General features: G+C 68.3%; 11 protein-coding genes. 3 read left to right on the top strand and 8 right to left on the bottom strand.

Features of this window, described 5'->3' with window-relative positions; translation table 11 throughout:
* Positions 1 to 111: 111 nt before the first annotated feature.
* Both AC5JJ2_RS07425 and AC5JJ2_RS07420 read right to left on the bottom strand, forming a co-directional pair.
* Positions 112 to 1,353 carry a glycosyltransferase gene (locus tag AC5JJ2_RS07425; RefSeq protein WP_495857339.1) on the bottom strand — a complete coding sequence of 414 codons (1,242 nt, stop codon included), beginning with the start codon at positions 1,351 to 1,353 and terminating at the stop codon, positions 112 to 114.
* A 260-nt stretch (positions 1,354 to 1,613) separates the two neighbouring features.
* Positions 1,614 to 2,528 carry a prolyl oligopeptidase family serine peptidase gene (locus AC5JJ2_RS07420; protein WP_495857338.1) on the bottom strand — a complete coding sequence of 305 codons (915 nt, stop codon included), beginning with the start codon at positions 2,526 to 2,528 and terminating at the stop codon, positions 1,614 to 1,616.
* Between the two features lie 237 nt (positions 2,529 to 2,765).
* Between AC5JJ2_RS07420 and AC5JJ2_RS07415 the strand changes: the two genes are divergently transcribed.
* Positions 2,766 to 3,452, top strand: a complete 687-nt coding sequence (locus AC5JJ2_RS07415; protein ID WP_495857337.1) for a sugar phosphate nucleotidyltransferase — start codon at positions 2,766 to 2,768, stop codon at positions 3,450 to 3,452.
* Between the two features lie 262 nt (positions 3,453 to 3,714).
* Here AC5JJ2_RS07415 and AC5JJ2_RS07410 read toward each other — a convergent pair whose 3' ends face one another.
* The gene (locus tag AC5JJ2_RS07410; protein ID WP_495857336.1) at positions 3,715 to 4,116 is read right to left on the bottom strand and encodes a bifunctional nuclease family protein; all 402 of its coding nucleotides are present in this window, start codon (positions 4,114 to 4,116) and stop codon (positions 3,715 to 3,717) included.
* A gap of 232 nt (positions 4,117 to 4,348) precedes the next feature.
* Here AC5JJ2_RS07410 and AC5JJ2_RS07405 point away from each other — a divergent pair, with 232 nt between their 5' ends.
* Both AC5JJ2_RS07405 and AC5JJ2_RS07400 read left to right on the top strand, forming a co-directional pair.
* On the top strand, positions 4,349 to 5,533 hold the full coding sequence (locus AC5JJ2_RS07405; protein ID WP_495857335.1) for a PP2C family protein-serine/threonine phosphatase: 1,185 nt from the start codon (positions 4,349 to 4,351) through the stop codon (positions 5,531 to 5,533).
* Positions 5,534 to 5,694: 161 nt separating this feature from the next.
* Entirely contained in the window at positions 5,695 to 8,061 is a 2,367-nt protein-coding gene (locus AC5JJ2_RS07400; protein WP_495857334.1) for an AAA family ATPase, read from the top strand.
* A 9-nt stretch (positions 8,062 to 8,070) separates the two neighbouring features.
* Here the strand turns inward: AC5JJ2_RS07400 and AC5JJ2_RS07395 are convergent, their stop codons facing one another.
* The 5 genes from AC5JJ2_RS07395 to AC5JJ2_RS07375 all read right to left on the bottom strand — a co-directional run bounded on the left by AC5JJ2_RS07395 (position 8,071) and on the right by AC5JJ2_RS07375 (position 9,943).
* Positions 8,071 to 8,448 (bottom strand): hypothetical protein, encoded by a 378-nt coding sequence (locus tag AC5JJ2_RS07395; RefSeq protein WP_495857333.1) that lies wholly within the window; start codon positions 8,446 to 8,448, stop codon positions 8,071 to 8,073.
* 211 nt (positions 8,449 to 8,659) lie between these two features.
* Positions 8,660 to 9,031 carry a hypothetical protein gene (locus AC5JJ2_RS07390; RefSeq protein ID WP_495857332.1) on the bottom strand — a complete coding sequence of 124 codons (372 nt, stop codon included), beginning with the start codon at positions 9,029 to 9,031 and terminating at the stop codon, positions 8,660 to 8,662.
* Between the two features lie 50 nt (positions 9,032 to 9,081).
* Entirely contained in the window at positions 9,082 to 9,210 is a 129-nt protein-coding gene (locus tag AC5JJ2_RS07385; protein ID WP_495857331.1) for a hypothetical protein, read from the bottom strand.
* Between the two features lie 48 nt (positions 9,211 to 9,258).
* Entirely contained in the window at positions 9,259 to 9,615 is a 357-nt protein-coding gene (locus AC5JJ2_RS07380) for a hypothetical protein (RefSeq protein ID WP_495857330.1), read from the bottom strand.
* A gap of 28 nt (positions 9,616 to 9,643) precedes the next feature.
* Positions 9,644 to 9,943, bottom strand: coding sequence for a hypothetical protein (locus AC5JJ2_RS07375; protein ID WP_495857329.1), 300 nt, complete (start codon positions 9,941 to 9,943; stop codon positions 9,644 to 9,646).
* Positions 9,944 to 9,992: the final 49 nt, after the last annotated feature.

The following is a 9,992-nucleotide window of genomic DNA, read 5'->3' as shown; positions in this document are numbered from 1 at the left end:
CGGGGGGCGGGTGGGGGCAAGGGTTTGGGCTTTTTTTGTGGGCCGCCCCGCGGGGCTAACCCCGCGGTTTTTTTCACCCAACCCCGGGGGCTTACGCCGCTCGGCTCGCCGCTATACGATCCCCTCGATCAACTCGCACGTCCGCGGCAGCGGGTCGTCGGCCATCTTCTCGCGGCACACGTCGCACGCCGCCGGCACGTTCGGGTCCTTCAACAATTTCTCCAGCGTCGCCGCCGCGCGGTCGGCCGTGAACTTCGCGGCGAGGACCGACCTCGCCACGCCGAGCCGTTCGAGGTTGTGCGCGTTGTCCGGTTGGTCGAACGCCAGCGGCATCACGAACTGCGGGACGCCGGCCGCCAGCGCCTGGGCCGTCGTGCCGATGCCGCCGTGGTGGATCACGGCCGCCGCCCGCGGGAACACGAGGCTGAACGGCGCGTAGTCAAACTGCCGGCAGTTCGTGGGCAGGTCCGGCGGAATCTGGTCGCCGCCCTTCGCCAGGATCAGGCAGCGTTTCCCCAACCGCCGACACGCCTCGGCCGCGGCCGCGAAGTACGGCCGCCCCTGCCGCATCGCCGACCCGAAACTCACCACCACCGGCGGCTCGCCTTCATTTAAGAACGCCTCCACGTCCGGCGGCAGCTGCTTCGCTTCCGCCTGGTCGTACCGGATGAACCCGGTCTGCTGCATGTGCGCCGGCCAGTCCGGGGCCGTGCCGAACCACTTCGGGAAGAGGCCGAGGATGAGCTGCGGCGAGTGCCGCCACGTCCCCCAGATGCGGCGGACCGGCGGCAGGCCGAGCGTCTTGCGGAAGTCGTTCACCGGCCCGGCCATGTACCCGTCCATGACGTACCGCTCGGCGTACCAGTACGCCGCCCGCCGCACCCACAACGGCGACCACGCCGGGAAGCTGGCCTGCGGGAACTTCGGCGGGTTGACGACGCTGTGGATCGAGATCGGCTGGAGGTGGACGGTCGCGAGCGGGACGCCGAGTTTCTCGTGCGCGATCCGCGGGGCGAGGCCGAGCGACCCGCCGACCACGACCGTCCGGCCGGGCGCGTACCGCTCCTCGATGGCCCGGTACGCGATCGGCAGGTACTTCCGCATCAGGTCGTCCACGAAGATCGCGCGAAGCGACTTCGACGGGTGCCACAGGAGCGGGTCGTCGGTCATCCGCTTGTAGTCGGCGGCCGTGCCGACCTCGGCGAAGTCGAACCCGTGCCGCTCCGCGAGGGGGCGGTACGTCTCGTTGGCGAGCAGCGAGACGGCGTGCCCGCGGGTCTTCAGCCCGAGGCCGACGCCGACGAACGGGTGAACGTCGCCGTGGCTGCCGACCGGCAGGAGCAGGATGTTCATGAGGGAAGAGTACGAAAGCAAAGTAGTAGGCACACTCCGTGTGCCGTTTGCTGAGCGTCGCGGCGACCCGGACGAACTCGCCGCGGCCGATCATAGTAGTAGGCACACTCCGTGTGCCGTCTGCTGTCGGCCGCAGCGGCTCGCACGAACTCGCGATCCCCCACGGGGTCCGCGCGCCGTCCGCTATCAGCCGCCGCGGCTCGGACGAACTAGCCGACACGCCGAGGAGACGGCACACGGAGTGTGCCTACTACTATGGGTCATTTCGCCGCCAGGTGCTTGTCGAACCAGTCGGCGATCGTCACGAGGTCCTTGTCCATCCCCGCCCACCCGTGGTCGCCGCCTTTCTTCACGACCAGTTCGCACGGGACGTTGTGCTCCTTCAGCTTCGCGATCATCAGCTCGGCCTGCTGGATCGGCACGAGCCTGTCCTTGTCGCCGTGGACGATCAGCGCCGGCGCGGCGTCCTTCGTGACGTGGTAGACCGGCGAAATCTGCTTCGCGATCTCCTTCCGCCGCTCCTTGTCCGTGATCGGCGCGAACCCGCCCTTCTCCTTGTTGATCTCGTGGAAGTCGAACGGTGCCCAGAACCCCTTCAGCGTGCCGTCGCCGATGGCGAGTTCGCCCTCCTTGCCGTAGTTCAGGAAGTCGGTCGGCGGGAAGAAGCAGCCGACGGCGTTCGCCTTCGAGGACGCGCGGTCCACCGGGTCCTTCGCCTTCGGGTCGCCGGCCTGGAACGCGCAGCCCTGCATGAGCGACAGGTGGCCGCCGGCCGACCCGCCGGTGATGCCGATGCGGTCCGGGTCCACGCCGTAGGACTTCGCGTTGTGCCGGACGAACCGCGTCGCCCGGTGCATGTCTTGCAGCACCTCCGGGATGGTGAACTTCGGCTGGCTGCCGTGGACGACGGCGAACACCACGTACCCTCGCTTGAGCAGCTCGTTGAAGAAGAACGTGTTGATCGCCTCCTTCGCGGAGAACCACCCGCCGCTGACGGCCATGATGACGCCCGCGCCGTTGGCCTTGCCCGTCGGCGTGAACACGTCCAGCGTGAGCGCGACGCCGTACTTGCGGCCGTAGATCACGTCCTCCTTGCGGGTGAACCCCGGCGACTGGGCGGCAACGGGCAGCCCGACGGCGATGGCGAAGAGGGCGAGCAGCAGGCGGGTGAGCATGACGAGTTCCTGAGAGGGTGGAAGACGGCATCGTACCAGAAGCGGCCCGACTTCCGAAGTCCGGCTTCGACTTCGGAAGTCGAGCGTCGCAGCGGCCTTCGTCGTGACCGCAGACGCCCCTTCTCCCCTTCGACTTCCGAAGTCGAAGCCGGACTTCGGAAGTCAGGGGCCGCGCTAACCGAACGCGGCCGTCGCCCGTAAACTTCTCCGGACATCACGACACGCGAGACTCGACTCATGGATTGCATCATCCTGGCGGCCGGTAAGGGCACGCGGCTGCGGCCGCACACGGACACGGTCCCGAAGCCGCTGCTGCCCGTGCAGGGGCGGCCGATCCTCGACTGGATCATCGGCGCGCTGCCGCCGGTGGACCGGCTCGTCGTCGTCGTCAACTACTTGTCCGAACAGATCGAGCAGTACCTAAAGACGCAGCCGCACGTCAAGAACTGGGCGACCGTCCGGCAGGAGCAGCCGCTTGGCACCGGCGACGCGCTCATGAGCTGCAAGGGGAAGGTCCACTCCGACCGCGTGATGGTGCTCAACGGCGACGACCTGATCGGCCGGCAGGACTTGAAGAAGCTCGCGACCGTGCCGATGGGAATTCTGTCGCACGCGGTCAATGAGCCGGACAGCTTCGGAATTCTGTTCCGGAACGACGACGGCACACTAAAGGAGATCGTCGAGAAGCCGAAGGGCCTGCCCGCGCCGCAGCTGGCGAACATCGGCGGCTACCTGTTCCCGCGGCGGGTGTTCGACTTCACGCTGACGCCGTCGCCGCGGGGCGAGTACGAGATCACGGAGGCGGTCGGGAAGCTGGCCGCCGAGGGCGGGTTCCATGTGGTGGAGGCGTCGTACTGGCTGCCGATCGGGACCGTCGGGGCGTGGACCGCGAGCCAGACGGCGGACGTGGGGCCGGTGAAGTAATCGACGAATTCCCGTCACGCAGTGGCTGGTCTTTGCCCCGAAGGGGCGGAACATGTCAGCCCAAGGCAACGCCCTGGGTACGGGTGCCACCCCACACAACAAGCCCTGAAAGGGCGGCACGCTCTGCCGCCCTTTCAGGGCTTGTTGCATGTGTGTGCGGTCTACCCAGGGCGGCGTCGCTGCGCTCCTTGCCCTGGGCTATCATGTGTAACCCCTTCGGGGTAAAAACCCGGCGGCGGACGACGGTGTGGAAACGTCGGCCTCAATCCTCGTCGAGCGCATCCCCCAGCACGTCCTCGTTCACGTAGATCGGGACCTTCGCCGTCACCGCGACCGGGATCGCGTCGCTCGGCCGGCAGTCGATCTCCACCAGCTCGCCCTGCTGCCGGACCCGCAATTTCGCGAAGTAGGTGTGGTCCCGCAGGTCGGAAATCATCACGTCCTGGATCTCGCCGCCGAGTTGCTCGATGGACGACAGGATGAGGTCGTGCGTCAGCGGCCGCGGCGTCGCCTCGCCGCGGATGCGGCGGCCGATGCTCACCACCTCGAAGATGCCGATGACGATCGGGAACGCCCGGTCGCCCTCGACCTCCTTCAGGATGATGATGTGCTGGTCGTCGATCACGCTGCTGATGATCCGGCGGAGTTCCATCTGGATCGGCACGGCGGCCTCGGGGTTAACGGCACGATTCGTGAGTGGACTATAAATACGGCCCGGTGCGCCGGTCAAGGGGCGGGTGAAAGTGGGGCACTCGCTCTCGCGAGTGCCGTGTGTGTTTCCTCGGCGCGATCGTCCGGCACTCGCGGAGCGAGTGCCCCACTTTCACCCGCGGCGTCCGGATTCGGCTACAATGTCCGGACCGTCCGCCCGAACCCCGCGCGCCACGATGTCGCTCGTGACCTTTCCGCAGGTGTTGGTTTCCGCGCAACCGCAAACCGTCACGGACGACGTTCACGCGCTCGTCCGGGCGGCCGGGTTCGTGCCCGTCGAGCACGCCCTCGGGGCGGTCCCGCCGGTCCACCTCCCGCCGTTCGCCGCCGCCGTCGTCTGCCCGTCCGACGTACTCGAACCCGCCGTCGCGCAAACGAAACGCTGGCGGGCCGAACTCGGCGACCGGTACGTGCCGATCGTCTGGGTGCTGACGATGCCGTCGGCCGAGTGGGAGCGGGCCGCGCTCGACGCCGGGGCTGACGCCTGCGTCGCCCGGCCGTTCGACGAGCCGCTCGTCGTCGCCCGGCTGCGGGCGCTCCGCCGCGTCCGCGGGGCCGCCGACCGGTTGTGGGGGAAGGTCGAGGAGGCGAAGGCGCTCGCCGAGCGGTTGCAGAAGTGTTACGAGCAAACCGACCGCGACATCGCCCTCGCCCGGACGATCCACCGGGCGCTCGTGCCGGCGGCGCTTCCCGAAGTCAAGGGCGTGCGGTTCGGCGTTCACCACCGGCCGCGGAGCCGGGTCGGCGGCGACTTCTTCGACGCCTGGGCGGCCGGCGACGACGTGGAGTTCTTCCTTGCCGACGCCGTCGGGTCCGGCGGGGCGGCCGGCGGGCTGTTCGGGCTGTTCGTGAAACAGATACTCTCCGCCGCGAGCGTTCGGGGCGCGGCCGGCGCGACCCCGCCGGGCGACGTGCTGCACCACGTCAACCGGTCGCTCGTGAAGTTGGCCCTCGACGACGCCCCGCTGGTGTCGATGGCGCTGGTGCGGCTCGACGCCGCGACCGGCCGGCTGGCATTCGCGCGGGCCGGGCTGCCGCACCCGATCCACGTCCCGGCGGCCGGCCCGGTCGAGCCGCTGGCGGTCCCCGGCCCGATGCTCGGCGTGTTCGAGGCCGAGTACCCGACGCACTACGGCGCGCTGAAGCCCGGCGACAAGCTGCTGTTCACCAGCGACGGCACGCTCGGCCTGGACGAGGGCGGCCGGGCGAGCGCCACCCCGGTCGTCGCGTCGGCGGTCGCGCACCGGGCGCTGGCGGCGCAGCCGTTCGCGGACGCGGTGGCGAACGACCTTCTCCACGGCATCCGCCAGACGGACGACTTCACGCTGCTGGCGGCAGAGTTCGTGGGAAGTGAAGGGATGACGGGGTAAGAAACCGCGCGACGCGGACGGCTTTCATATAGCCGCCGGCTTGCCGGCGGGGTTTTGCGTCTCCGAAACCCCGCCGGCAAGCCGGCGGCTACATAGAGGATTGGTTTTCTCACCCGTTCATCTTCCAGAACCTCCCCCGCCCCGCCGGTGTCCCTGCCCCCATGCCGACCTTCCGCTACTCCGTGCTCGTCTGCCGCGACGCCGCCGGCGGCGCGTCCGCCGTCGCCGTGGACGGCGGCGCGACCGGGTTCGCCGACACGCCGGCCGACGCCCGCGCCGACCTCCGCGATTACCTGCTCTGGTTCCACAAGAAGGAACGGTGGCGGCCCGGCCCGGACTTCCGCGACGCGACGCTGACGTGGCAGACCGTCACCGTCCGGCCGGAGTACCGCACCAACGACCGCATCTACCCGTGCGAAACGGCGGTCGCCGTGAGGGTCGCGTGCGTCCTCGGGACGCGGGAGAGCGGCCAGCCGGCCGCCGACCTGCCGCTGCTCGGCATCCGGTTCGATTACGCCAACCCCGCCGACCTGCCGGACCTCGTCCGCCGGTACGTGCTGCAAAAGCTCGAAGGGCTGTCGCCGCAGGACGTGAACCGCTACCTGCCGCCGGCGGACGTGGAACTCGTCGAGGTGGCCGTCCGCGTGCCGCGGGACGACGGTTCGGCGGAAATCGCGTTCGCGCCGCCGACCTTGAAGCAAATCGCGGAGCCGGTCGGCGACCGGGCCGTGCGGAAGAACTTCGCCCGCGCCTGGGGCCGCGAGGCCGAGGTCGCCGCGCTCGTGCAGAAGCTGCACCGGGAGAAGGCGAACGTGCTGCTCGTCGGCGACGGCGGCGTCGGCAAGACGACGCTACTCGTGGACGCGGTGAAGCAGGCCGAGCAGCTCGCGTTCGACGAGGACGACGACCCGGACAAGAAGCGGACGCGGCGGTTCTGGCTCACGTCCGCCGGGCGGATCATCGCCGGGATGAAGTACCTCGGCCAGTGGGAGGCCCGCGCCGAGGCGATGGTCGCCGAACTCGGCGAGGTCGGCGGCGTGCTGTGCGTCGAGCGGCTGCTGGAACTCGTCCGCCGCGGCGGGTTCGGCCCGACGGACAGCGTCGCCGCGTTCCTCATGCCGTACCTCGCCCGCGGCGAGCTGCGAATGGTCGCGGAAGCGACGCCCGCCGAACTCGACGCCTGCCGCCGGCTCCTCCCCGGCCTCGCCGACCTGTTCCAGATCGTCCCCGTCAACGGGTTCGACCGCGGCACGGCGCTCTCCGTCATCGACAAGCAGCTCGAAACGTCCTCGTCCGGCCACGGCATCGAGGTGCAGCGCGGGACCGGCGAGCGGATCGTCCGCCTGTTCCGCCGGTTCCAGCCCTACGCCCCCTTCCCCGGCCCGTCGTCCGGGTTCGCCCGCGAGTTGATCGAGGCCCAGGCCCGCGTCGGCCGCAAGACGGTGGACCCGGACGACGTGATCGACCGGTTCCGCCGCCGCACCGGGCTGCCGGAGTTGTTCCTCCGCGACGAGTTGACGCTCGCCCGCGCCGACGTGCTGGCGTGGTTCCGCGAGCGGGTGATCGACCAGCCGGAGGCGTGCGAGGCGGCGACGGACGTGGTGATGACGTTCAAGGCCGGGCTGAACGACCCGACCCGCCCGCCGGCGGTACTCTTGTTCTGCGGCCCGACCGGCGTGGGCAAGACGCACATGGCGCTGGCGCTGGCGGAATACTTCTTCGGAAGCGCGGAGGCACATAGTAGTAGGCACACTCCGTGTGCCGTCCGCGGGACCGAGTCTTCGAGGTCCCGCGAAGCTCTACGCGAAAGGCAGCCGGACGGCACACGGAGTGTGCCTACTACTCTGTCTCGGCTCATCCGGCTCGACATGTCCGAGTACGCCGGGTTCGACGCCGTGTCGCGGCTGCTCGGCCCGCCGACCGGCGACCCCGGCCCGCTGGTGAACCGCGTCCGCCGGCAGCCGTTCAGCGTGCTGCTGCTGGACGAGATCGAGAAGGCGGCGGCCGACGTGTTCGACACGCTCATGGGCGTGTTCGACGAGGGCCGGCTGACGGACGCCTACGGCCGGGTGACGAACTTCCGGAGCACGGTGATCGTGATGACCTCGAACCTGGGGGCCGGCAGCGGCGCGGCGGTCGGGTTCGGCCGGGAGGGGGAAGGCCCGCGGTATCGGGACGCGGCGATGCGGTTCTTCCGCCCGGAGTTCTTCAACCGGATGGACGCGGTCGTGACGTTCGACCCGTTGAAGCCGGACGCGGTAAAGGCGATCACCCGCCGGGAACTGGCCGCGATTGCGAATCGCGACGGCGTCGCGCGGTCCGGGATTAAGCTCGTGTGGGCCGACTCGTTGGTGGACGAGCTGGCCCGGATCGGGTTCGACGCGCGGTACGGGGCGCGGCCGCTGCAGCGGGCGATCGAGCGGCAGGTGGTGGCGGCGCTGGCGAAGTGGATGCTGGAGACGCCGCACGCCGGGCGGACGGTGGAAGCGAGGTGGGCCGGCGACGGGGTAGCGTTCCGAGAGGTGTGACGACCGGCATCAGGGGATGAATTGGAACAGTACGGCGAGTTGCTTGCGGACGGCTTGGTCGTTCAGATCGGAAGCTCCCGAACGAATCTCGGCGTGCCCCGGATCGTCCGGCAGGGGCACGGGAACAATTTCCAAGCCGAGTGCGCGGATGTCGGCGACCGTGGCTTCTGCGACACGCGAGCCGAGGTCCGGCTTGCCGACGCGACCCAAGAGCGCGGCCGGCGACGTGAGAGACGACCGGCTGACGGAGAGGCCGGTTTCGTTCCGATCCGCACGGAGGGCGAAGTTCTTGCTCGTGATCCGCGGGCCGGGTGCTTGCCACGTCGTACCGCCGGGGATGTGGCGGAGGACGAGTTCGTCATTCAGGATTTCTGATGGGCCAGTCATTCTTCTTGTTTCTCTCCACGGCTCGCGATCTCTACCTGAATAATCCTGATTCCAACAGAGTCAGAGACGAGCAACGATAAGAATTGAACGAGGCGGACGAGGTTTTGCAAGTTGTTATGGCGGCTGGGTTTACGGACGAAGAACGGAGTTGGAATCGAAACTGTCGGGAGGCACGAAGGTATTCACCACACGTAAACAGAATGTCAACCATTTATGCAGCCACTAGTTGCCCGACAGTCGAGAGGAGGCCCGAAGGGATGGCAAATCGGCCCGAAGTGAACTTCTCACTCCTCATCTCTTGGGTCAGTTTGTCGGTGTGGAGAAAACCTAAAGAGCCGTCGGGGTTGATTTCCAGCTCGTGTTCCGTGTGGGCATCATCCCATTCGATCAAGACACTCCCATCTCGACCGGGCGACACGAACACATCCTTATGCGGTTCCAGTCCGAGGCGGAGGGAGGCCAAGAGCGTGACGAACTCCTTTGCCAAGTCAATTGCTTCCGGAACCGGCACGGCCGCCCCGTAGCCGTCCCAGTTCTCTTGGAGATTCCGCATCGCGTCGAGCTGTTCGAGTGGCGTCGCCATGACTTCCTCCATCCACAGTATACCCGATGCCCTTTAAGCCGGCCGCAAGTTCACGCCGGGCGATCCATCCACACCCGCTGGTTCGCGGCGTCGATCCGCACGGATAGGTTGCCGGCGGTGAGCGCCCGCAGGCCGAGCAGGGGCAGCCGGAGGGCCGACAGCCTTTTCGTGTCGGCCACGCCGACCTGCTCGCCGTCGCCGAAGACGGCGATGCCGTCGCGAAGTTCCTATAGGGTCGGCGGCAGGATCGGGTCGATCTCATCCCGGCGGTCGTACTGGTTCGGAAACAGCCACAGGTTTGCCCGGCGGTGCGGGATCGGAACGCCGAAATGCTTTCGTTCGATGCCGGGGTTGAGGGGTAGCGCACGCCACTCGACGCCGGCCCATCGGCGGAGTTGGACGGGAGAAATAATGAACGACGTTCCGCATCCCGTGTCCAGGAGGGCCGGAAAGCGGCGGACGGTCAGCGACGGCCGGTCGGTGCCGACCGGTGCGATTCCGATCCAGACGAGGATTTGGAACGGATTGACGGCCAACGACTCGCTTTCCCATTCGACCCGGCTCGGGCGGTCGAAGTAGGGCATCGAGCGAAGAATCGGGACGGTGGACATCTCAACGGAACGCATCGAAGATGTCCATATCCGTCCCCTGGTCCGGTTCGATGTACCGGATGATGAACTGTTCGTGCTTCAGCTTCAATTCGTCCAGGCAGTGGCGGTAGAGTTCCGTTTGCGTCTTCGCGATCTTCCGAAGCCCGCCGTCCGTGTAAGCGATCCACTTCCGGTAGTCCGACTCCAGCAGCGCCGGCAGCTCGGCCAGGTAGCGGGCCGTGAGCGCGTCGAGAGACGGCGGGCCGCCCACGGGCGGCGGTGTCTGCGTCACCGGCAGCGCGTCGGGAATCGTCGGCGTCATCGGTCGCCCTCCTTCTGCCTTCACTGTCGCACCCCGGCCGCGGGCCGTC

The sequence above is a fragment of the Limnoglobus sp. genome (genome assembly GCF_059499385.1).
This window is presented reverse-complemented; position numbering and strand designations above follow the sequence as displayed.

Bases quoted from the DNA above. Each gene is read 5' to 3' on its own strand.
- AC5JJ2_RS07395 (WP_495857333.1), bottom strand. From the start codon at position 8,448: ATGACTGGCCCATCAGAAATCCTGAATGACGAACTCGTCCTCCGCCAC.
- AC5JJ2_RS07380 (WP_495857330.1), bottom strand. From the start codon at position 9,615: ATGCCCTACTTCGACCGCCCGAGCCGGGTCGAATGGGAAAGCGAGTCG.
- AC5JJ2_RS07415 (WP_495857337.1), top strand. From the start codon at position 2,766: ATGGATTGCATCATCCTGGCGGCCGGTAAGGGCACGCGGCTGCGGCCG.
- AC5JJ2_RS07375 (WP_495857329.1), bottom strand. From the start codon at position 9,943: ATGACGCCGACGATTCCCGACGCGCTGCCGGTGACGCAGACACCGCCG.
- AC5JJ2_RS07425 (WP_495857339.1), bottom strand. From the start codon at position 1,353: ATGAACATCCTGCTCCTGCCGGTCGGCAGCCACGGCGACGTTCACCCG.
- AC5JJ2_RS07390 (WP_495857332.1), bottom strand. From the start codon at position 9,031: ATGGCGACGCCACTCGAACAGCTCGACGCGATGCGGAATCTCCAAGAG.
- AC5JJ2_RS07420 (WP_495857338.1), bottom strand. From the start codon at position 2,528: ATGCTCACCCGCCTGCTGCTCGCCCTCTTCGCCATCGCCGTCGGGCTG.
- AC5JJ2_RS07400 (WP_495857334.1), top strand. From the start codon at position 5,695: ATGCCGACCTTCCGCTACTCCGTGCTCGTCTGCCGCGACGCCGCCGGC.